This window comes from Mariprofundus aestuarium (assembly GCF_002795805.1).
GTDB classification, from domain to species: Bacteria; Pseudomonadota; Zetaproteobacteria; order Mariprofundales; family Mariprofundaceae; genus Mariprofundus; species Mariprofundus aestuarium.
On sequence record NZ_CP018799.1, the window covers coordinates 365001 to 387641 of the forward strand.

The following is a 22641-nucleotide window of genomic DNA, read 5'->3' on the forward strand; positions in this document are numbered from 1 at the left end:
ACCAAACCTAACCAAACTCCGAATACCGAGGAGTGCAATCATGGGAGACAGACAGCGAATGCTAACGTCCGTTGTCAAGAGGGATACAACCCAGACCGTCAGCTAAGGTCCCCAAGTGTATGTTAAGTGGAAAACGAAGTGGAAAGGCAAAAACAGCCAGGAGGTTAGCTTAGAAGCAGCTATCCTTTAAAGAAAGCGTAATAGCTCACTGGTCGAGTCGGTCTGCGCGGAAGATATAACGGGGCTAAACATACCACCGAAGCTACGGGTGCAGATTTATCTGCGCGGTAGGAGAGCGTTCTGTAAGCCTGCGAAGCCATACTGTAAGGAGTGGTGGAGGTATCAGAAGTGAGAATGTTGGCATAAGTAGCGATAAAACGGGTGAAAAACCCGTTCACCGAAAACCCAAGGATTCCTGCACCATGCTAATCAGGGCAGGGTTAGTCGGCCCCTAAGGCGAGGCAGAAATGCGTAGTCGATGGGAAACAGGTTAATATTCCTGTACCGACTTTAGATGCGATGGGGGGACGGAGAAAGGTAGCTGATCCGGGCGTTTGGTTGTCCCGGTACAAGCATGTAGGCGGAGAGTTTTGGCAAATCCGGACTCTCTTTAACGCTGAGGTGTTATGTCGTGCTCTTACTTCGGTTTGAGCGAAGTCAGTGATCCTATGCTTCCAAGAAAATCCTCTAAGCTTCAGTCTAAAGTTGACCGTACCGTAAACCGACACAGGTGGGTGAGGCGAGAAGCCTAAGGTGCTTGAGATAACTCTGGTTAAGGAACTCGGCAAATTGGCCCCGTAACTTCGGGAGAAGGGGTGCCCTTTGTATGTGTAGCGATTCGCTCGTGAAGCAGAAGAGGGTTGCAGTGACCAGGGGGTAGCGACTGTTTACTAAAAACACAGCACTCTGCTAAGCCGTAAGGCGATGTATAGGGTGTGACGCCTGCCCGGTGCTGGAAGGTTAAGAGGTGGGGTTAGCCGCAAGGCGAAGCTCTGAATCGAAGCCCCAGTAAACGGCGGCCGTAACTATAACGGTCCTAAGGTAGCGAAATTCCTTGTCGGGTAAGTTCCGACCTGCACGAATGGCGTAACGACTTCCCCACTGTCTCAACCAGAGACTCAGCGAAATTGAATTTGCTGTGAAGATGCAGCATTCCCGCGGCTAGACGGAAAGACCCCGTGCACCTTTACTATAGCTTGACATTGGATCTAGGTATATTTTGTGCAGAATAGGTGGGAGGCTTTGAACCTGCGACGCCAGTCGTAGGGGAGCCATCTTTGAGATACCACCCTGAATATGCTTGGGTTCTAACCAAGGCCCGTTATCCGGGTCTGGGACATTGTCTGGTGGGTAGTTTGACTGGGGCGGTCGCCTCCTAAAGAGTAACGGAGGCGCGCGAAGTTACACTCAGGCTGGTCGGAAATCAGCCATTGAGCGCAAGAGTATAAGTGTGACTGACTGCGAGACTGACAAGTCGAGCAGGGTCGAAAGACGGTTCTAGTGATCCGGTGGTTTCGAGTGGAAGAGCCATCGCTCAACGGATAAAAGGTACGCCGGGGATAACAGGCTGATTCCCCCCAAGAGTTCATATCGACGGGGGAGTTTGGCACCTCGATGTCGGCTCATCACATCCTGGGGCTGGAGCAGGTCCCAAGGGTTCGGCTGTTCGCCGATTAAAGTGGTACGTGAGCTGGGTTTAGAACGTCGTGAGACAGTTCGGTCCCTATCTACCGTGGGCGTTGGAGAATTGAGAGGATCTGTCCTTAGTACGAGAGGACCGGGATGGACAAACCTCTGGTGTTCCTGTTGTTCTGCCAAGAGCATTGCAGGGTAGCTACGTTTGGAATGGATAACCGCTGAAGGCATCTAAGCGGGAAGCCAGCCTCGAGATAAATTCTCCCGGAGCTTTAAGCTCCCTAAAGGGCCGTGGAAGACTACCACGTTGATAGGCAGGGTGTGGAAGAGTGGCAACACTTGGAGCTGACCTGTACTAATTGCCCGTGTGGCTTGACCATGCAACGTTAAGACATTGGAATATTACAGATTATCACAAAGTACTTGTTATAGATTGGATCTTAACCGATTCAATCCACCAGTTTCCTGGTGTTTATAGCGAGGAGGAAACGCCTGATCCCATCCCGAACTCAGAAGCTAAGCTCCTTTGCGCCGATGGTACTGCAGCGTTCGTTGTGGGAGAGTAGGTCGATGCCAGGAATTTAATACAAAGCCCCACCGTTGAGCCAAAAGCTCCGGTGGGGCTTTTTTTGTTTGTCCTTAAATTTTTCTGTTTAACTTCTAAGTTGCTTTAACGGTTTTAGCCACTGGCTTAGACGGATCAGGGGTAGCCCTATCAGTGCTGTAGGATCATCCCCTTCCATGCGCTCAAACAGAGAAATACCCAGCCCTTCAGATTTGAAACTGCCAGCACAGTCGACTGGGTTTTCCAGCTCAACATAGGTTCTGATTTCATCACGGCTAAACTCCCTGAAATAGACACGAAAAGAGATGATTTCACTGCGCTTCTCCCTTTGGCTGAATAGGGCAAGCCCGGTCAGGAATGTCACGCTTTTACCTGAGAGCATGGCAAGCTGCTCGCACGCTTTTTCAGCAGAACCAGGTTTTCCCAGCACCATATCCTGACAAACAGCAAGCTGATCGGATGCAATTACTGTGGCTTGGGGGTATCGCGCCAGCACATTATCGGCCTTTCCTTTCGTGTTATGCAGAACCAGCTCAGCAGGAGGCATATAACCGGGTTCTGCTTCAATGAACTGGGGATCCACCTGCTGAAAAGGAAGGTGAAGTCGCTGGAGCAATACTCTTCGATAAGGAGATGTTGATGCAAGAATCAACTCTGCCATGTTATGAGTGAGCCATTGAAATAATGATGATCCAGCCGAAGATGGAGAGTGCTGCTATCGTGTCGCGAACACAGGCCACAGTGAGCCACCATGCATCTCCATTCAGCCAGAGCCTCAGCCCTGAACGGATCGCATGCAGGCTGAACATGGTTGCAAGAAGGTAGGAGCCAAGTTCCGAACGCAGAGCAAGTGAAACAGCCATGCTGGTTGCCAGTATCCATATGGCGGCAAAGAGCGGCCATTTTGAATCGACGGGCTGGTGATAGAGAATTGTGTCGGCAGTGACGGCGCAGAGTAGCAGAGCGCTGGCAGTGATCAGCCAGTCAGTCTCAAAAGCAAGCGAATGGGCACCATCATTCAGGCCTTGAAGTGGCCAGACAAGTACGGGAAGAAGAAGCGCAACGCTTATTGCTGAATAGCTTAATAGCGGTGGGATGAGCCGGGTGTCCGAATCAGCCATAACCCTCAGGTTCATCCGGAATTAGCGCGGGATCTCCCGCGATTCGGTAATCACCCGTAGCCCAGCGTCCGAGATCAATTATACGGCAGCGGTCACAGCAGAAGGGGAAGTTTTCGCTATCACGAGAGACTGCCTTTTTGCAGTTCGGGCAGCGAAAAGAAGGGGTTGATGCACTTTCCACAGTCTTCAGCCTCCAATGGGGATCAGCATCATCGCATAGGGCTGATCCTCTTTATAATCTTTCGTTGGCTCACCAGGTAACCACTGCTGAAAACGAATCCTGATTGCCAGTCGGTTGCCAGAGATGTCCGGGATAATGCCACTTGCTACAGCCTCTTCAGGAAGTGAAACGACTAGCAGGCCATAGGCGACTTTTCTGTCAGGGGTGATATGCCCACTGCCGCCAACAGCAACCTCCTGTTTCCAGGCAACAAAATCGTTGAGCATGCTATCAAGAAAACTCACGGCCTCGTGGAGCGGGGTCAGGGCATGGTGCAGCGGCATGGTCCGTAGATCTGAATGCTTCCAGATTGCCTTTAAGCTCTGTTGCAGGCAGAGCTTATGGCCCAGCCAGTCATGTTTTTTCTGTGCATTGAGGTAGGCAGAAAGCAGTGCGTCACCACTGAGGATTCGCGCAGCATCTGGCACACCCGTTGCCAGTTGATGCATGTGATGTTCGATTTCAAAGCAGGCCTTTTGAATATGCTCCTGGTAGTGCGGGGCATCCTTGCAAAGATCTTCCAGATAGGTCTCTACATCCTGAAGCAGGCCAATAACTTCCGGGACAACTGGCTTGCGTCCATGGTCACCCAGCAGTGATGTGCTAAGATCACAGGCGGCATGAAGCCATGCCGGACCATTATGTGAGAGATGGGCGGATTCAAGGCAGGCGAGGGCATCCCGCAGTTCGATAAATGAACGCATGCGAGAACTTAACGAGAAAGAGAATTGAACCATGTTACTCATACCTGCCCTCCCTGTGCGGCAGATCCTCTGCAGCGGTAACCCGCCAGGATTGCGTAGCTACCGGTTGCCAATCATGCCAGCGATTACAGGCAACGACTACGGTTGTACTGGATCGATGCACCCACGCTGCAATATCATCGCGAAGGGCGATTGCATCAGGTTCAGGCAGGGCATCCGTAGGGTTATCAAGAAGCGCGACTGAAGGCCTGGCCAGTGCCATGGAAGCAAGGTTTAAGCGAGCCGTCTGAAGCCGGTTGAGTGATGTTAATTCGCAGCCAGGGTCAAGTGTACTCAAGCGCCAGTCGGCAAGCAGTTCAGATAACCTTTCCGGGTCAGGTCTATCTTTCAGGCCGAATGATAACTCTTCGACCACGCTCTGGCCGAGCCAGAGCGGAGGTTGCTGGTCAAACAGCATCCTTACTGTGCCGATCACTTTGCCTGGCTCTTGTCCATTGATGCTGGCCGAAGTATGGGATGGTAACGCAACCAGCCCTGCCAGCCGTTTCAACCACAGGCTTTTGCCGCTTCCAACCTCACCGGTAAGCAGAATGATTTCTCCGGGTGCGGCTTTAACTGCTTGCTCGGCATCGCTAAGGATCAGGGTGGGATTCTCGGGTAATGGGGTGGATTTCATGCTTGTGCGCAGATTGTCATAAAAGATGGAGCGGGTGAAGGGAATCGAACCCTCGTATGCAGCTTGGGAAGCTGCCGTTCTACCATTGAACTACACCCGCAGTCGTGTTGTGTGAAACTTTAATCAGGCCAGTTCCGGATGATGCCAGATGGTCTGTCCGTCGCTCTCCTTGTGGATGCGTTTCATCATCGAAATGTGCGCTTCATGCTCATGGTCGGCAATAGGCAGTGAATTGCGTTTCATGATATTCGCTGTTTCAGCCTTCTCATCGCGGCCTCTGGACTGTTCAGGGAGCTGTACAAAACTTGAAGCGGGCAGGCTCGGAATATCCATGCCGAGCGAGAACTGGCGACCACCAGTCATGCCAAGATAGACCTCGGCCAGTAGCTCCGAGTCGAGCAGTGCGCCGTGCAGATCGCGATGTCCGCGTTCTATGTTGTAACGGTCACAAAGGGCATCAAGATTATTTCGCTGATTCGGGTGTTTCTTGCGAGCAAAAGCCAGCGTATCGATCACCAGGGTGTTTTCAATGTTATGAAATCCATTCAGGCGCAATTCGTTCATAATGAAGCCAAGGTCAAACGAGGCATTATGGATAACCAGCGTGGCCCCTTCGATGAAATCGAGGAAGTCCTGTGCAATCTCTTTGAAGGTAGGCTTGTTTTTCACCTTGGCATTGTCGATGCCGTGAATGCGTACTACCTCAGCAGGGATATTACGCTCTGGATTGATGTAGTGATGAAAAACGTGCTTATCGCCGGAAAGAACTTTGCGATTGAGTACTTCGATTGCACCGATCTCGACCATGCGGTCGCCATTGAGAGGCGATAGCCCCGTGGTTTCGGTGTCGAGCATGATCAATCGCATGGCGGCAGTATAGCCCTCTTTCTATTTCTGCCAATGCGTAACTGCAGCTGTGCTGAAAGAAGGGCAAACCTCAGGCGTTAGGTGTTAATCCACGCTCCCAACCTCATCATTTACATCTTCGATCAGGCAGCGGATCTCTTCAATAGCACCGGTGTTCCCTGATTCAATCAGGCCGATGATGAAGTTCTCGATGGTGCGCGGCAGCAGGGTGGGCTCATCCACCGGACCTCGGGAGTAGAGGATGAAGCCGTTGAGGAATCCTTCAAACTGCTCATCAGTGAGCTTTTCGAAGTTCTTGTTTTGAGACCCGGCCATGAAAGCCTTGATCTGGCTGCTGCTGAATTCAAAGTCGCCCAGCTCAAAAATCTCTTTGATCTCGAAATGCTTAAGATTGTTGGCGATTGCTATTTTTTTAAGAATATTGTTTTTGGTCATGGGCGTAGCGTAACCACCTACCTTCCAGTAAGGCCAGCAATATTATGAAAAGAAGTTCAGCGACACGATTACTCGTGCAATCATTGTAGGTGCCTCATGCTGAGCTTAATTCTTTGAAAGCATCTGGTTCATTATCTGGCTTAACCCTTCAAAAGAATAGGGTTTGGTCAGAATTTCACAGTTCGCAATAACTGCGTTGCCCGATGTGACAAGTTCCCTGTCATAGCCGGTTGCAAGAATAATCGGAACATTGCTTCCCATCTTGCGAATCTCTTTGGCCAAGTCTACACCTCCGATTCCAGGCATGACAATATCGGACAGAATCAGATCAATCTGATCCTGATGCTGCAAAAAGAGGGATAGTGCCTGCTCTCCATCACTGGCCTCGATAACCTGGTAACCAAGACCCTGCAATACCTCTGATGTGGTTAAGCGCAAACTCTCTTCATCATCGGCCAGTAGGATCGTTTCCTGATTGCCCTGAACGGATGAATCATCAGCAATTGTCGCATCAATGATAGGGGCCTCGACAAGGGGAAGGTAGATGTGAAATGCAGTGCCTTCTCCAGGTTGGCTTTCCACTTCGAGAATACCACCGTGGCGCTCTATAGAGCCGAAGACCATGGCAAGCCCCAGCCCAGTGCCTTTACCCGTCTCCTTGGTGGTGAAGAAAGGGTCGAAGATTGCATTCAGGTGGACACTCTTAATGCCACAGCCATTATCCTTCACTGAAATTCTGGCAAACTCACCTGTCTCTGCCTCTGGGTGTTCTTTCTTGAATGAATCAGAGGCCTGATATTTCTGCACGCTCCATTCGATCTTGGGGTGGTCGGTGCCATCAAGGGCATCCCGTGCATTGTTCGACAGGTTGATCAGTACCTGCTGAAGCTGGGTGATATCGGCATTTACCCTCAGCGGTTCATCGCAGATCTCCAGGTGACGGTCGATGTTTTCCGGAATTGTACTTCGGGCAAGTTTGAAGGCGTCGCTTATCAGAGTGTTCAGGTCAAGCGGCTCAATATCTACAATATCCTTTTTGGCAAAGGTGAGCAGCTGTTTTACGACGCCGCTGGCATTGGTTGCCAGTTTATGGATGGTTTGCAGTTTAATCTTGACCGTTTCCGGTTCTTTAAGATTCCTGATGGCTAGGAATACATTGCCCTGAAGCGCTGCCAGCATGTTGTTGAAGTCGTGCGCAATACCGCCGACCAGAGTGCCCATTGACTCCATCTTCTGAGCTTGCAGCAGTTGATTCTCCATCCTTTTCTGCTCGGTGACATCCTTCATGATGGAGACATAGTGCGTGATTGTACCATCGCCATCCAAGATGGGGGCAATGGAGAGGAGAGCTGGAAAGAAGCTTCCATCCTTGCGTCGTTCTATGAGGCTTCCCTCCCATATATTGCCACTGGAGATAGTTTGCCAAAGGTCTCGATACACCTCCGGGTCCTGTGCTTCGCTCTTGAGCAGCGAGGTATTATGGCCAATGATATCTTCAGCAGTGTAACCGGTGATGCCTGTAAAAGAACGGTTTATGTATTCAATACTCGCATCGCGGGAGGTGATCATAATTCCTTCGCCTGCCTGCTGCAGGGCCAGTGAAAGCTTCGAGAGCTCTTTCTGCTGCTTTGCTATCTCCTGCTGAGCAAGCCTTCTCTCGCTGATGTCGACAGCGAAAACCATGAATGTGCCGCCATTGAAGGGATAGAATGTGGTGACAATCTCTACTGGCCAGATCTCACCACTCTTGGTTCGGTGCCATGTCTCAAAGCGGTCATGCCCTTCGCGGATTATTTTCTCAATATGGGCTCTGGTCTCTTCGGTTGTTTCAGATGCTTCGATGTCAGGGATACGCATGCTCAGAAGTTCTTCGCGGCTGTAGCCGGAGCGTTTCGCATAGGCTTCATTGACCTCGATGATGTGCCCCTGCGAGTCAGACACCCAGAAACCATCCGCAGATGTTTCTACGAGAGCATTGTACTTGCGCTCCTTCTCCTTCAACTCAACATACAAACGCTTGCGTTCAGAGATGTCGCGAACGAACCCTAGCCACTTGCCATCATCAATGATTCTGGCGCTGATCTCAACGGAAATAGGGCTCCCATCCTTCTTTTTCAAGGTCCATTCGGAGACCTCGGATTCACCCTTCAGAAGGTATTTTTTATGAGAAGGGAGGCGGTCAAGATCCTTCGGAGCAAGAAGGTCGATAATGCTTTTTCCGATAAGTTCATCGCGCTCGTAGCCCAGCATTTTACAGCCGGTGCTGTTCACATCTTTATAGCACCCTTCAAGGTCGGCAATGAAGATGCCTTCTGAAGCGTGCTGGAAGAGAGACTGCCACTGCTGCTCTTTTTCCAGGATCAAGTTCTCACTCTGCTTTCGTTCGGAGATGTCGCGCACTATGGCAAAGATATATGTTTCACCACCAACATTTAGAAAACGTGCATTAAGCTCAACGGGCATAATGGAGCCATCTTTGCGGCAGTGGGCTGTTTCAAACACGGCGGAACCATGTTCAAGGATTTGCTGAATGCGAGCGGGAACCTTGGCTGCAAATTCAGGGGTGTCGAGTTCGACCACGGATTTTTCCACCACTTCATCTTTGGCATAGCCAAGTCGGCGATGGAAGGAGGGATTGCAGTCAAAAATCTTTCCCTGATGGTTGACGATCAATACACCGTCATCCATCACATCAAACAGAAGGGTGTTAAATTCGGAAATTGAATCAAGTTCTACATGGCTTCTATGTTCTTGCATCCCTTCTCTCCGCGAGTCCATTCAGTTTAGTTTGGGAAATAGTCAACCCTGTATGGCTAGCAATATTGGTGCCGCATGAATAGCCCCTTTATGGCTGTCCTCATATATTTCATGGTATCTTAACGTAGTTAAAGGCATTCTTCGCGATCGGTAATTTCCGCAGGTATATAATTAATGACTACAAATGAAAACATTCAGCCTACCTTTAGTGAGCTGAACCTACACCCAGACGTGCTTAAAGGCGTTCAAGATGTGGGTTATGAAACACCATCCCCAATTCAGGCACAGACGATTCCACTGTTATTAGAGGGCAGGGATCTCGTGGGCCAGGCGCAGACAGGTACGGGTAAAACCGGAGCCTTTGCTCTGCCGCTGCTCTCCCATATTGATTTGAACAAAAGCTCACCGCAGCTGCTGGTGCTGGCACCAACGCGCGAACTGGCTATTCAGGTTGCTGAGGCATTCCAGATCTATGCGAAGCATATGCGGGGCTTCCATGTGCTGCCGATCTACGGCGGCCAGAGCTATGAAATTCAGTTGCGCGCCCTTAAACGTGGCGTGCATGTTGTGGTAGGGACTCCGGGTCGTGTAATGGACCACATGCGCCGTGGCACACTCAAGCTCGACGGCCTTCGCGCACTTGTACTGGATGAAGCTGACGAAATGCTACGTATGGGCTTTATCGACGATGTGAAGTGGGTGCTTGAGCAGACCCCTTCTAAGCGTCAGATTGCACTCTTCTCGGCGACCATGCCGCCAGTCATCCGCAAGATTGCAGAGGAGCACCTCAATAATCCTGCGCATATTACAGTGAAGGTGAAGACCTCTACTGCCGAAACTATCCGCCAGCGTTTTCTGATGGTCAGTGGTCGCGAAAAGCTGGAAGCGCTGACCCGCATTCTTGAGGCAGAAACGTTCGATGGCATGATCGTCTTTGTGCGCACCAAATCGGCGACCGAAGAGATCGCAACCAAACTGGAGGCGCGCGGATTTTCCGCAGCAGCCCTGAACGGTGATATCACCCAGAAAATGCGTGAGTCGACGGTTAACCGCCTGAAGAGTGGCACGATTGATATCGTTGTAGCTACTGATGTGGCAGCACGCGGGCTGGATGTAGACCGAATTTCGCATGTGATCAACTACGACATTCCTAACGATACTGAACCCTATGTTCACCGCATCGGCCGCACCGGCAGGGCGGGACGTAAAGGTGATGCTATTCTCTTTGTAGCACCACGCGAGAAACGCATGCTTTACAGTATTGAGCAAGCGACGAAGCAGAGGATCGAGCAGTATGAAATGCCGACCACTGAAAGCATTAACAATAAACGCATTGGCGAGTTCAAGCAGCGCATTTCTGATACGCTGGCATCAGATGAAGACATGACGCTGTTTGCCCAGATTGTTGAGCAGTACCGGGTCGAACATGATGTTTCTGATGCTCAGATCGCTGCAGCACTGGCCCGCATGGCTCAGGGTGATAAATCACTTCTGCTTAAGGATCAGCCACGACGTACGCGCCCTGAGTCTCGTGATGGTTCAGATCGCAATCCACGATTCGAAGCTGATGATAAACGCAGGAGCATGAGCAGAAGCCGCAGCGAGACATCGGATTCATCTGATCGCGCACCTCGCAGAGAGAGGTCTGCAGCTACGTTTAGCGGCCCCAGGCCTGAGAGGGGCATGGCGCGCTACCGTATTGAGGTCGGTGAAACGCACGATGTGAAACCGGGCAATATCGTTGGGGCTATTGCCAACGAGATGGGTCTGGATTCCGAATTTATCGGTAATATCCAGATTATGGATGATCACAGCACTGTCGACCTGCCGGAAGGCATGCCCAATGAGCTGTTCAAGCAGTTTCGTGAAATTCGGGTTGCCGGGCGTACGCTTGATGCCACCTGCCTGAGTGACTCCGGGGATTCCAGGCCTGCGCCTACGAAAAAACGGAGTGTTGGACCGGCCGGACCAAGGGGTGGCAAGCGTCCACCGCGTCAGGGCAATGGACCAAGAGGCGGGAGCAAGCCACCCCGCAGGAAGTAAATCGACCTGCTCACCGGTAAAAGACAAAAGCCGCTCCTCCTTGGGGCGGCTTTTTTTTATGCATGAGCCAAAATAATCGACCTCCTCAATAGATGAAACGTGTTGTTTTCCAAAGTGATTGTCAGCTAGTCTAAGTCGCTGGGATAGGAGCTTTGCATATGGGATTTCTAAATAACTTAAAAATTCGCGAAAAATTACTGCTTGGATTTGCAGTGGTCGTTTTGCTTTTCGCGCTCTCTTCGGCATTTACTTTGATCCAGGTCTCCGAGATTAACAAGGTCACTCGTTCTATGGCTGAAAGGGACGCGCCGGCCTGGGATGCGATTATGGAAGCTAAGGTCGAAGTGCTACAGGGACACCTCTGGCTTGAAGAGACCTCCTTAGGAAAGAGAGCGGAAGAGAAAGAGAAGATTTTTGCTCACTTTGAAGAGGCTCGCTGGCTCGGGGGCGCACTTCTTAATGGCGGTGAAAATAGCGAAGTAAAGGTTATCGCAATCGAGGACTCTGTTGTGCGAGCTTCAGTAAGCAAGTTCATGAATGACTTGTCGGCTTTTGTGGCTCTGGCTGAACAGCGCTATGGAGATGTTGGAGAAAGCGCCGCCGACATGGTGTCTGATAAACGCCTGGATTCGGTGTTTAATGAGAAATTTGCAGTTCTTCTGGATGATTTGAGTAAAGCTGAGGATGAACTCGCAAAAACCATCGCTGCAAATAATAAGGTGTCACAGGATTTGATCGAGCAGGAGATCCGCTCCATTATTATTGAACTTATTATCTTGTTGATTGTCAGTATCTTCATCGCCGTATTTATCAGCCAGCGTGTTGTGGCCCAGCCACTGAAGCAGATCTCTGACATGGTTCAGCGTGTTGCTGATGGAGACCTGACTGCGGTCTCTAGCATTAATACCAAGGATGAACTTGGCTTACTCTCTGAAGCGGTAAACACGATGGTCAGCAAGCTCTCCATGCTGGTATCCCGGGTGCAGAAGTCCGGGATACAGGTGGCCAGCTCCGTGACTGAAATTGCTGCATCCACCAAAGAGCAGGAGGCGACCGCCACTGAACATGCAGCAACCACCAGTCAGGTCGCTGCCTCAGTCAATGAAATTTCGGCCACATCCAAGCAGCTGGGGCAAGCGACCGAAGAGGTGACCCACCTCGCACTGGGGACAGCAGAATCGGCCAGTGAAGGGCAGGAGATCCTGGCTAGCCTGGATGCCACCATGAATCACATGGCCAAGGCTTCCGGTTCAATTGCAGACAAGCTGGCGGACCTGAATGAGAAGGCGAGCAATATTGGCAACATGGTTCTGACGATTAACAAGGTGGCAGATCAAACCAACCTTCTCTCTCTTAATGCGGCAATCGAAGCTGAAAAAGCGGGTGAATATGGAAGAGGTTTCGCTGTCGTGGCCACTGAAATCAGGCGCCTTGCGGATCAGACGGCTGTGGCCACCTATGACATAGAACAGATGGTTGGCGAGGTGCGCTCAGCTATTTCTGCGGGTGTTATGAGCATGGATAAGTTTGCAGAAGAGATTCATAGCAGTGTGAGCGAAGCAAAAAATGCAGGCGTGCAGTTGGAGAAGATTATCGATCAGGCACAGGCTCTGGCACCACATATTGAATCTGTGAACGAAGGTCTGCAGGCGCAGGTTGAAGGGGCTGAGCAGATTAGTGAGGCCATGAGTGCCCTGAGAGAGGCAGCACAGCAAACCGCAGAGTTTGTCCGCCATTCGAATGACGCGATTGGTGAGCTCAATGAGGCCGCCCGCGGTATGCAGGAGGGCGCGGCGATATTCAAGGTGAAAGCGTGAAGCTCCGGTCAGGCAACGGATAATACGAAAATCATGCTTCTACTCTGCTTCTCTATGGATGATGAACGTTATGCGCTGGAGGTATCAAAGGTGCACAAGGTCATTCCCCGGGTCAGTATGAAAAAAATACCCAAGGCACCTGATTGGGTTGCCGGGGTGATGCATTACCAGGGCAGCAGTGTGCCAGTTATCGACCTGTGTGCCTTGAGCCTGGCAAGGAAGTGCCGGCAGAGGCTGAGTAGCCGAATTATTCTGGTGAATTACAGAGCCGGTAACAATGAGGAGCATCTGCTTGGACTTCTGGCCGAGCAGGTTAACGAAACCATGCGGCGGCAAGAGGAAGATTTCAGCGCTACAGGTCTGGACTCTCCAAAAGCCCCCTATCTGGGTGGTGTTGCCCGCGAGCAGGATGGTTTGATTCAATGGATTGAAATAGACAAGCTCCTACCCGGTAAAGTGCAGGAGCTTCTTTTTCAAAGTCATTTGGGAGAAGAGCATTGAGCGCGGATAGAATCGCATCGATGTTACAGGAGGCGATGGGGCTGGATCAGGCCAGTGTCGGCTCCGGGGTCATCCTCAATGCTATCCGTAAGCGAATGCGTGAAACAGGTGTGAGCGATGAAAAGCGGTTTCTGGCCCTGTTGAATGATTCACCAGATGAGATGAAAGCCATGATTGAGGAAGTCGTTGTACCGGAAACATGGTTCTTTCGTAACGATGCTGCCTTTCAGCTTATGGTGAAACACCTCTCTGGAAAGTGGAAACGTGCACACCCAAGCAGAACCCCCCGCCTGCTTAGCATACCCTGCTCCACTGGAGAGGAGCCCTATTCGATGGCCATGGCACTGCTTGATGCCGGTTATAAAACCGATGAATTTCACATCGATGCGATAGATATCAGTAGCCAAAACCTGAATAAAGCCCAGAAGGCCGTGTACGGAAAGGGTTCATTCCGTGGAGAACATCTGGATTTCCGCCAGCACCATTTCAATAAGATAAAAACAGGTTATGCGCTTGAATCTCAGGTTCGCCGGGCAGTCAACTTCCACCAGGCCAATATCCTGGATCATAGCCAGGTCAACAGATTCGGTTCCTACGATATTATTTTTTGCCGCAATCTTTTAATTTACTTTAATCAGCCTGACCGTGATAGGACCGCCAGAATTCTGTCTGCCATGCTAAATCAAGATGGGTTTCTGTTTGTCGGTCATGCTGAAACAGGCCTTATGTGGAAAGAGCGCTTCGCTGCTGTCCCTCACTCTATGGCCTTTGCTTATCGCCCTCTGGGTAGTGACGAGGCTGCTCGCACCTCCCGCCCTAAATTGCGAGCCCTGTCCCGGGTGCCCGTAATTCCCAAACCTAAGAAGCCTGATTCACTCCACAGGCCCGCAAAGAAAAAACCAACCCGGCCTTTGTCTGCTGTTTCAGACCGGAAAATCGAAAGCATGAAAGTAAAGCAAGAAAAGGGAGCCATGCTTGAAGAGGCCTCCAGGCTGGCGGATAAGGGGTTGCTTGAGGAGGCGCTCCAGCAATGCGAAGACTTTCTTAAGGAGAAGGGCAACTCGGCCCAGGCATGGTTTCTTATGGGCCTTATTCTCGATACGCAGGGGGATAAAGAGCGGGCCAAGGAGGGGTTTCGTAAAGCTTTATACCTGGACCCGAATCATTATGAGGCGCTTGTACACCTTGCACTGTTACTCGATCAGCTTGGTGAGCTCAAGGCTGCGCAGCAGTTGCGCAGCCGAATTCAACGTCTGCAAGGCCACCTGAGGTCTAACCCATGACCTCGCCAAAAATCAAACCTGAGTTTGAAATAGACGATTGCTGGAAAAGGATCGGGGTATGGGGAGACAAACAGTGTCCCGAACTGATCAGCTGCCACCACTGCCGTAATTGTGAGGTCTACTCCCGAGCCGGCCGTCAGCTGCTGGATAGAAGGCCTCCTGCAGGTTATATGCAGGCTTGGACAAAACAGCTAGCAGAGCCGCAGCAAGAGTCGATGCCAGGGCAGGTTTCGCTATTTATCTTCCGTATAGGACCGGAGTGGTTTGCCATTCCCACCCGGCAGCTGGCCGAGGTGCTGGAATTACGCAATGTGCACAGTATTCCCCATCGCAGTAATCCAATCCTTCTGGGGCTGGTTAATGTTCGTGGAGAGATGCAGTTATGCGTCTCAGTTGGAAAATTACTCGGCGTAGATAAAGATTTTACAAAAGAAGAATCGGATGACAGCAAGGCAATTGGTCGCTTGCTTCTCATTTCCTTGGAGGGGGAGAGGTTGGCCTTTTATGTGAGTGAAGCGTGTGGTATTCACTCCTACCATCCAAGTGAACTGCGAGAGTTGCCTTCAACACTGCCTGAGGAGACAAGCGTCAACAGCAAGGGGCTGTTACGCTGGAATGGGCACCATGTCGCAGTGCTGGATGAGAAAATCCTGTTTGAGAAGCTGCTGAGGAGTATTCAGTGAACGATGATCTGAGCGGCTTCTCCATGATGGAGCTCTTCCGTGTTGAAACGGAGAACCAGGCTGCAGTACTGAGTGAAGGACTGCTGGAGCTGGAGCGTGATCCACTGGCAGCAGATACCCTCGAAGCTCTGATGCGAGCAGCCCACTCCATCAAGGGGGCAGCACGAATCATCAGTCTTGATGGTGCGGTACGCATTGCGCATCAGATGGAGGACTGTTTTGTTGCTGCCCAGGGAGGCCTGATCGTACTTGGCGCAACAGCCGTTGATGTCCTGCTCTCTGGCGTGGACATGCTTTCGCAGATATCAAACCTGCAGGAGAGCGAAGCAAATTCATGGTTCGAAGGCCATGATGTGGAGATCAATGCGCTTGTTGCGGGCATGGCTGCGATTCTGGATGCGGAACCGGAAGAAGCTGAAGAGCAGGGCTCTAATAGCAAACGAGTGCAACAGAGCACTGCAGAAAATGATGTGGATTCAGCTGCTAAAGTTAAAACGCCAGTTGTAGAGGATAGGCCGGAAGATGTTGGCCGGGATGAATCCAAGGATCGGGTGCTGCGCCTGAGCTCAGAACATCTTGATCGCATGCTTGCCCTGGCAAGTGAGATGCAGGTGGAGTGGCAGTGGCTCAGGCCATTCTCCGACTCCATGTTGCAGCTTAAACGCCGCCTCTCTGAACTGGAGAAAATGTTGAGTGGCCTGGAGCCCTCTGTCTCTGAGGTGGATTCATCTACAGGTAGTGCCAGATTGAAAAGTGTCCAACGCAAAGCAGAGCAGTGCCGGCTATTGCTTGCAGAGCAGCAGGAGGACCTTGAAATGCATAGCCGCTATGTCTCCAGCCTGTCGCATCGTCTCTATCATCAGACGGTTGCCAGTCGTATGCGCCCTTTTGGTGATGGCGTGCCTGGATTCAGGCGGATGGTGCGGGATCTGGCAAGAGACCTGGGTAAAAAGGTGCGTTTGGAGATCACAGGGCTCGAGACTTCAGTAGATCGGGACATTCTTGAGAAAATTGAATCGCCACTGAATCACCTGATTCGCAATGCCATTGATCACGGGCTCGAAATACCCGAAGAACGCCGAAGTCAGGGTAAACCCGAAGAGGGGGTGATTCAGCTCGAAGCGATACATCAATCTGGTATGTTGCGTATTTCAGTAAGTGATGATGGGCGAGGAGTGGATCTCGATGCATTAAGGGAGAAAGTGATCCGTAATGGTCATGCGACCAAAGAGATGGTGGATCGAATGACTGAATCCGAGTTGATGTCATTCCTATTTCTTCCCAAATTCACCATGAAGGAGAAGGTGACTGAAATTTCCGGTCGTGGCGTGGGCCTGGATATTGTTGCCAGTATGATCCGGGATGTGCGCGGCACATTGCATAGCAGCGCCCGAAATGGGGCGGGCATGCGCTTTGAACTGCTGCTGCCCATCACGCTTTCGGTTGTTCGCGCATTGTTGGTGGATATTGGCGGGGAGCCATACGCCTTCCCTCTCGTCCATATCAATCGGACACTGAAGTGCAGGATTGATGAGATTGAGCGCATTGAAGGACGCCAGTATATCACTCTGGGATCTCAGCAGATTGGACTTGTTTCGGCCAGAGAAGTTCTGGGGCTGCCGCCGGAGGCAGGCAGCAGCGACAGCTATTCAATTGTTGTTGTAGGCACAATGGAGTCACTCTATGGCCTGATTGTAGACGATTTTCTCGGCGAGAGAGATCTGGTCGAGAAGGTGCTGAACCCTAGGTTGGGTAAGGTGAAGGATATCAGTGCCGCTGCAGTGACGGCTGATGGATCCCCAATCCTGATCTTTGATGTTAATGACCTGCTTCGCTCGATCGCCAAGCTTATTGGCGATGGGAAGCTTGGTCGCGTCAGTCAGGGTGGTGGTTCCAGCGGCAAGGCTGTTGCCAAGCGTATTCTGGTGGTTGACGACTCGCTTACCGTTCGGGAGGTGGAGCGCAAGCTTCTGGTTTCTCGTGGATATGAAGTTGAAGTCGCAGTGGACGGTATGGATGGACTGAACACGGTTCGCTCAGGTGGATTTGATCTGGTGATCAGTGATGTGGACATGCCACGTATGGATGGCATCGAATTCGTCAGCCTGATTAAGAGTGATGTCAGGCTCAGGGATACGCCGGTGATTATTGTCTCCTACAAGGAGAGTGATGAGGATCGTATGCGTGGTCTTGATGCGGGCGCTGACTCCTACCTGACAAAAAGCAGTTTTCATGATGAAACCCTGCTGGAGACAGTGGTGGATCTGATTGGCAAGGCAAGCTAGGAAAGGCGATGTTTTGCAGGATTAAATGCCTGAAGCGTGAGGGAAGCCTATGAGAATTGGCATCGTAAATGATATGCCCATGGCCTTGGAGCTGTTACGGCGAATCATATCCAAAATGCCCGAGCATGAGGTTGCCTGGTTCGCTTTGGACGGCGAAGCGGCGATATTGAAATGCAGCAAGGACAGGCCGGACCTGATATTGATGGATTTGATCATGCCCGGCATCAACGGCGTGGAAACAACGCGTCGAATCATGCAGGAAACCCCATGTGCAATCATGGTGGTCACAGCATCGGTTGAAGCTAACCAGGCGCTGGCCTTTGAGGCGCTCTCTGCAGGTGCTATTGATGTGGTCAAAACGCCGGTAGCCTCTATAGAGGAGGAGTTCGCTCCTTTTCAGAAAAAAATATACAACATCAGTCGAATTGTTGGTAATGGTGAGACGGCTGCTGAGAGCAATATTAACAGTAGAGAATCGGCTGTCAGCAACAAGGCTGAAGAGGTATCGGAGGCGCTATTAATTGGTATCGGTGCCTCAACGGGGGGGCCGGCTGCCGTGGTTGAAGTGCTCAAGTCTTTGCCGGCATCATTTCCGGCGGCTCTGGTTGTCGTCGTTCATGTGGATGAAGAGTTTGCTCCCGGCATGGCTGAATGGATGAATAGTCAGATCAACCTGCCAGTCCATCTGGTGCGGGAAGGGGAGCGTCCCAAGGCTGGGGAGGTCTTGTTTGCTGCGACCAATGAGCACCTAGTGTTGAATCATTATCAAAAGTTGCACTACACTCCTGAGCCAGTGAGCTGCCACTATCGGCCATCTGTGGATGCCTTCTTTTCCAGCCTTACCCGGAACTGGAGGGGCGGTGCGATAGGCGTTTTGTTGACCGGTATGGGGCGCGATGGGGCGCAAGGCTTGAAAAGTATGCGTGAGAATGGCTGGCAGACCATTGCTCAGGATGAGGGAAGTTCCGCTATTTATGGCATGCCCAAGGCTGCCGCTATGATTGGTGCAGCCAGCAAAATTCTCTCATTAGAGAATATTGGCCCTGAGCTGATTCGCATGACCAAGAAGCTATGAACAGGAAGTTGCGCGGCTATGGCTGCATATTTGGAGAGAGCTATGACCTACAGTAATATCGAAAAAACTGGAGCTGATAGAACGTTTGCGCCGCACTCTATTATGGTGTTGCTGGTTGATGATCAACCAATGATTGCCGAGACCATTCGTCGCATGCTTGATGGTGAGGATGATATCGATTTTCATTACTGTTTAGATGCCGAAGAGGCGTTGAATATGGTTGCCGCAATTCATCCGACGCTAATTCTTCAGGATTTGATCATGCCGCAGGTGGATGGGCTTGATTTGGTGAGCCAGTACCGCAGTCATCCTGAATGCAAAGAGATCCCAATTGTTGTGCTTTCTGCCAGAGAGGACCCCAATGTCAAAGCAGAGGCTTTTGCTCGGGGCGCTAATGATTATGTGGTTAAGCTTCCGGATAGAGTTGAGCTGCTCGCCCGGATTCGCTATCACTCACAATGGTATATTCACAAACGCCAGCGGGATGAGGCATACCGCTCTCTTCAGGAAAGCCAGAGGCAGATGGAGAGCATGAACCTGAAGCTGATGCATCTCTCCACACATGACAGCCTGACCAATATTCCCAATCGCTATCATTTTGATCAGATGTTCAGTGGTGAATGGAGTCGCTCTGGGCGCGACAAAACACCTGTTTCCATTATCATGATAGATATTGACGAGTTCAAAAAATATAACGATGCGCTGGGTCATCCAGCTGGAGATAAGTGCCTTGCGGCAGTGGCAAATGTGTTGTCTAATATTTTGAAGCGACCTGCCGATCTTGTTGCCCGCTACGGGGGAGAGGAGTTTGTGGTTCTTCTGCCGGGCACGGGTGCCGAAGGGGCAAAAAGCATTGCTGAGAAGATGGCGTCCGAGGTGGAGGCGTTGAGGGTGCCGCATCCCGGTTCATCTGTATCAGACCATATCACCATCAGCCTTGGGGTTGCCACCTCTGTCGCAGACAAGTCAGGGCGACCGGATCGTCTGTTACATGACGCAGATGAGGCGCTGTATGTTGCCAAGAAAGGTGGCCGCAATCAGATCAGGATGGCGAAATAGTGGCAGACCAGAAGATAAATGCGGGTATAGGTGTGCCAGCCAAGGCACCTTTCCGGGTGCTGCTGGTGGATGATCAGGCCATTATATTTGAAGCCGTACGTCGCATGCTCTCAGCTGCCAATGATATTGAGTTGCACTATTGTGGAGAAGGTGCAAAAGCCTTGCAGATGGCGAGTGAGGTCAAACCTGATGTCATCCTGCAGGATCTAATCATGCCTGATGTGGATGGCCTGATGCTTGTGAAATTCTACCGTGCCAATGCGGCGACAACCGAGATTCCGGTTGTCGTGCTCTCCTCCAAGGAGGAGGCCAAAACCAAAGCTGAAGCCTTTCATTGTGGCGCCAACGATTATCTGGTTAAGCTGCCGGACCAGATCGAAATGCTGGCCCGCCTGCGTTACCATGCCAAAACCCATAAAACGCTGTTGGAACGAAATGCTGCTGTAGAGGAGTTAAAGCGAATCTCGCTTACTGATGGGCTCACTAAGATTAACAACCGCCGCCATTTCGACATGACGCTGCTCGGAGAATTCAAGCGTGCCAGGCGTGAAAAGTCGTCACTCGCAGTGGTGATGCTGGATGTGGATCACTTTAAGCAGTTTAACGATAATTACGGCCATCAGGCTGGCGATGAGTGCCTGGTACAGGTGGCTGAGGCTCTGCAGTCTTCAATCAGTCGGCCTGCAGATATGGTTGCCCGATATGGCGGTGAAGAGTTTGTCGCGATCCTGCCGGATACCAGTCGCGAAGGTATGCTTCATGTTGCTGAAAAAATCCGCCAAGCTGTCTTTAATCTGCAGATACCGCATGAGTATTCATCTGTGGAGAGTGTCGTTACGGTAAGTCTTGGTGTTGCCCAGATGATGCCGGCTCCTGAAGCAGAAGATTCGCAGGTGGAATTACTGATCAAGCTCGCCGATCAGGGGCTTTATGAGGCCAAAGAGTCAGGTCGCAACCGTATAGCTGGGGTGAATTAAGGGGGGGGGTGGCTTGGCAATGACTATGGTGACCGTGGAGTAAACAATCTGGAGTGAAGGCTTGGCCCGCATGTGTTGTAATGGCTTTCTAATCACTCCATGTTAGCTGTCACAGCAGGGGTGATCGTCGTCAACCAGTGCAATCAGTGTGTCGACCACGAGTTCATCGTAAAGCAGGTTTTTGTTCTGTTTTAGCTCTTCAAGCGCCTTTTCCACGCCTTTAGCGGGCCTGTATGGGCGATGGGATGACATCGCCTCAAAAACATCGGCGACGGAAATTATTTTTGCTTCCAGGCTGATCTGGCTCGCTATCAATCCATCCGGATAGCCCGAACCGTCCATGCGCTCATGATGGTGGTGGATGATATCCAGAATTGTCTCCGGCACCTTCGACTTGCTCAATATCTCGTAGCCCACCTGGGAGTGGCACTGGATCAGGGCAAACTCCTGTTCAGTGAGCCTGGTGGGTTTGTTGAGTATCTCTGCTGGCGTCTGGATTTTTCCAATGTCGTGAATCATTGCTCCAAGCCGGATATTCCTGATCTGCTCATCTTCCAGCCCCATGGATTCAGCGATGGCGACACTGATGTCGGCTACCCGGCGCTGGTGGCCTGCCGTATAGGGGTCGCGGGCCTCCACGGCTTTAGAGATCGCCACGACTGTGTCTTCGAGAAGCACTGCCTGTTTGACAAGCGAATCCTCAAGCTGCTTCTGCTTGCGGTCCCGGTCTTGTATGCCATAGAGGATCGGTGCTGTGTGATCGGCAATGCTCTGTAGCATTTCAATGTGGCTTTCCCGGTAGTCGCCCTCTTTGTTGGCGACCTGTATCAGACCGATCACCTTCTCCTGGTAGACAATCGGCATGGTGGCGTGTCGGCTGATGGGGAACACCCCTTCCGCCTCTTTGCTGGAGGGGTTGTTGCTGAAGCTCTCCTTCTTCTCCCTGATGGCGGCTGCCCAGGCGTGATTACGCCACTCCTCTTTTGGGAATACGTGGGTGTTGCCGCGCAGTTGATATCCCACCCAGAGTCCGTGAGTCATGCTGGGGACGACAAGATCCCCAGCTTCGTCGATATAACCGAATGCGCCAGATTTACTGTTCATCATACGCAGGATAACAACCAGTACCTTGTCGTAGATGTCTGCACCACGGTATTTCAGGAATGCCTCGGTGATCTCTTTGTTGGCCCTAAGTAGCTGCTCCTGCCTTTTTTTCTCGGTGATATCCGAGAAGGTAATAACCGATCCGGTCAGTCGCTTCTCCCTGCTGTAGATCGGGGTGCTGGTGTAGCGAACAGGGAACCCTGTACTGTCATGTCTCCAGAAATAGTCCTCGCCCCGATGAGGTCGCGCACTCTGCTGGCCCTGATAGAACGGGCAGTCACGTTCATCATAGTGGGAGCCATCCGGATGTGAGTGGTGCCAGGTGATATGGCTATCGCGGCCGATCAGTTCGTCACCAGAGTAGCCGAGCATTTCCGTTGCAGCAGGATTTACAAAGGTGTGCCTGCCTTTGAGGTCGATGCCGAATACCCCTTCAGCGGTAGAGTTGAGGATCAACTCTTCGCGATGGTTGCGCCACTGTTTGACGCCCATCGCCCGCCTCAGTCGGGCGATGGTGCGCTGGCCGTAGTAGGCGAATATGCCGATTAGGAAGAGCGTGGAGAGGCGCATGAGCAGGCTGTCGAGATCTGAGGGGAGGAGTGCTTCCTGCCACGTATCCTGTTGAATATATCGGTGAATGAGGGTTTCGGCTCCCCAGTAAGCCGAGGTGACGATGACAATGGCTTTGTAGAAACCCAGTCGGTCTAATGTTCGAAATGGCCTCATTATTCTCCTCTGTTCCTGAGCTCTGCTCACGCATTTGCAGCAAAGCATGGCAGCATCTGGGCGGAGTGCCGTATCGTTATTATAGCAGGTTAAACTTATGACCGTGCT

Annotated in this window: 18 protein-coding genes, 1 tRNA gene and 2 rRNA genes (1 of these 21 cut by a window edge); 11 read left to right on the forward strand and 10 right to left on the reverse strand. The window is 51.5% G+C overall.

Features of this window, described 5'->3' with window-relative positions:
• Together Ga0123461_RS01905 and rrf are read left to right on the forward strand one after the other, a co-directional pair.
• Positions 1–2015 (forward strand): 23S ribosomal RNA (locus Ga0123461_RS01905) (it extends 938 nt beyond the left edge of the window).
• A gap of 84 nt (positions 2016–2099) precedes the next feature.
• Positions 2100–2214 (forward strand): 5S ribosomal RNA (gene rrf, locus Ga0123461_RS01910).
• Between the two features lie 74 nt (positions 2215–2288).
• On the opposite strand, the gene Ga0123461_RS01915 is transcribed toward rrf, so the two are convergent.
• The 9 genes from Ga0123461_RS01915 to Ga0123461_RS01955 form a co-directional block, all read right to left on the reverse strand.
• Positions 2289–2861, reverse strand: coding sequence for a Maf family protein (locus Ga0123461_RS01915; RefSeq protein ID WP_100276793.1), 573 nt, complete (start codon positions 2859–2861; stop codon positions 2289–2291).
• Between the two features lies 1 nt (position 2862).
• On the reverse strand, positions 2863–3321 hold the full coding sequence (locus Ga0123461_RS01920; protein WP_100276794.1) for a hypothetical protein: 459 nt from the start codon (positions 3319–3321) through the stop codon (positions 2863–2865).
• On the reverse strand, positions 3314–3502 hold the full coding sequence (locus Ga0123461_RS01925; RefSeq protein ID WP_100276795.1) for a DNA gyrase inhibitor YacG: 189 nt from the start codon (positions 3500–3502) through the stop codon (positions 3314–3316). Before Ga0123461_RS01925 ends, Ga0123461_RS01920 begins: the two co-directional genes overlap by 8 nt.
• A 5-nt stretch (positions 3503–3507) precedes the next feature.
• Positions 3508–4287 carry a hypothetical protein gene (locus Ga0123461_RS01930; RefSeq protein ID WP_100276796.1) on the reverse strand — a complete coding sequence of 260 codons (780 nt, stop codon included), beginning with the start codon at positions 4285–4287 and terminating at the stop codon, positions 3508–3510.
• Positions 4280–4921 (reverse strand): ATP-binding cassette domain-containing protein, encoded by a 642-nt coding sequence (locus Ga0123461_RS01935; protein WP_100276797.1) that lies wholly within the window; start codon positions 4919–4921, stop codon positions 4280–4282. The genes Ga0123461_RS01930 and Ga0123461_RS01935 overlap by 8 nt, the downstream gene beginning before the upstream one ends.
• A 26-nt stretch (positions 4922–4947) precedes the next feature.
• Positions 4948–5021, reverse strand: a tRNA-Gly gene (locus tag Ga0123461_RS01940).
• 23 nt (positions 5022–5044) lie between these two features.
• Positions 5045–5788 (reverse strand): DNA polymerase III subunit epsilon, encoded by a 744-nt coding sequence (dnaQ, locus tag Ga0123461_RS01945; protein ID WP_100276798.1) that lies wholly within the window; start codon positions 5786–5788, stop codon positions 5045–5047.
• Between the two features lie 84 nt (positions 5789–5872).
• Positions 5873–6223: a DUF1456 family protein gene (locus Ga0123461_RS01950; RefSeq protein WP_100276799.1), complete on the reverse strand. Its 351-nt coding sequence runs from the start codon at positions 6221–6223 to the stop codon at positions 5873–5875.
• Between the two features lie 105 nt (positions 6224–6328).
• Positions 6329–8980: a hybrid sensor histidine kinase/response regulator gene (locus Ga0123461_RS01955; RefSeq protein ID WP_198507091.1), complete on the reverse strand. Its 2652-nt coding sequence runs from the start codon at positions 8978–8980 to the stop codon at positions 6329–6331.
• A gap of 174 nt (positions 8981–9154) precedes the next feature.
• Here Ga0123461_RS01955 and Ga0123461_RS01960 point away from each other — a divergent pair, with 174 nt between their 5' ends.
• From Ga0123461_RS01960 to Ga0123461_RS02000, 9 genes are all read left to right on the forward strand, one after another.
• Entirely contained in the window at positions 9155–11023 is a 1869-nt protein-coding gene (locus Ga0123461_RS01960; protein ID WP_100276800.1) for a DEAD/DEAH box helicase, read from the forward strand.
• A 158-nt stretch (positions 11024–11181) separates the two neighbouring features.
• Positions 11182–12840, forward strand: coding sequence for a methyl-accepting chemotaxis protein (locus Ga0123461_RS01965; RefSeq protein ID WP_100276801.1), 1659 nt, complete (start codon positions 11182–11184; stop codon positions 12838–12840).
• A gap of 33 nt (positions 12841–12873) precedes the next feature.
• On the forward strand, positions 12874–13341 hold the full coding sequence (locus Ga0123461_RS01970; protein ID WP_100276802.1) for a chemotaxis protein CheW: 468 nt from the start codon (positions 12874–12876) through the stop codon (positions 13339–13341).
• Complete coding sequence (locus tag Ga0123461_RS01975; protein ID WP_157819195.1) at positions 13338–14624, forward strand: CheR family methyltransferase; 1287 nt, start codon at positions 13338–13340, stop codon at positions 14622–14624. Before Ga0123461_RS01970 ends, Ga0123461_RS01975 begins: the two co-directional genes overlap by 4 nt.
• Positions 14621–15307 carry a chemotaxis protein CheW gene (locus tag Ga0123461_RS01980; RefSeq protein ID WP_100276804.1) on the forward strand — a complete coding sequence of 229 codons (687 nt, stop codon included), beginning with the start codon at positions 14621–14623 and terminating at the stop codon, positions 15305–15307. The genes Ga0123461_RS01975 and Ga0123461_RS01980 overlap by 4 nt, the downstream gene beginning before the upstream one ends.
• A complete protein-coding gene (locus Ga0123461_RS01985; RefSeq protein WP_198507092.1) occupies positions 15304–17592 on the forward strand; it encodes a hybrid sensor histidine kinase/response regulator in 2289 nt (762 codons plus the stop codon). The genes Ga0123461_RS01980 and Ga0123461_RS01985 overlap by 4 nt, the downstream gene beginning before the upstream one ends.
• A 49-nt stretch (positions 17593–17641) precedes the next feature.
• On the forward strand, positions 17642–18667 hold the full coding sequence (gene cheB, locus Ga0123461_RS01990; protein ID WP_100276805.1) for a chemotaxis response regulator protein-glutamate methylesterase: 1026 nt from the start codon (positions 17642–17644) through the stop codon (positions 18665–18667).
• Between the two features lie 42 nt (positions 18668–18709).
• Positions 18710–19726 carry a GGDEF domain-containing response regulator gene (locus Ga0123461_RS01995; protein WP_198507093.1) on the forward strand — a complete coding sequence of 339 codons (1017 nt, stop codon included), beginning with the start codon at positions 18710–18712 and terminating at the stop codon, positions 19724–19726.
• The gene (locus Ga0123461_RS02000; RefSeq protein ID WP_232710287.1) at positions 19726–20703 is read left to right on the forward strand and encodes a diguanylate cyclase; all 978 of its coding nucleotides are present in this window, start codon (positions 19726–19728) and stop codon (positions 20701–20703) included. Before Ga0123461_RS01995 ends, Ga0123461_RS02000 begins: the two co-directional genes overlap by 1 nt.
• Positions 20704–20805: 102 nt before the next feature.
• Here Ga0123461_RS02000 and Ga0123461_RS02005 read toward each other — a convergent pair whose 3' ends face one another.
• Positions 20806–22533 (reverse strand): HD domain-containing phosphohydrolase, encoded by a 1728-nt coding sequence (locus tag Ga0123461_RS02005; protein WP_198507094.1) that lies wholly within the window; start codon positions 22531–22533, stop codon positions 20806–20808.
• Between the last annotated feature and the right edge of the window lie 108 nt (positions 22534–22641).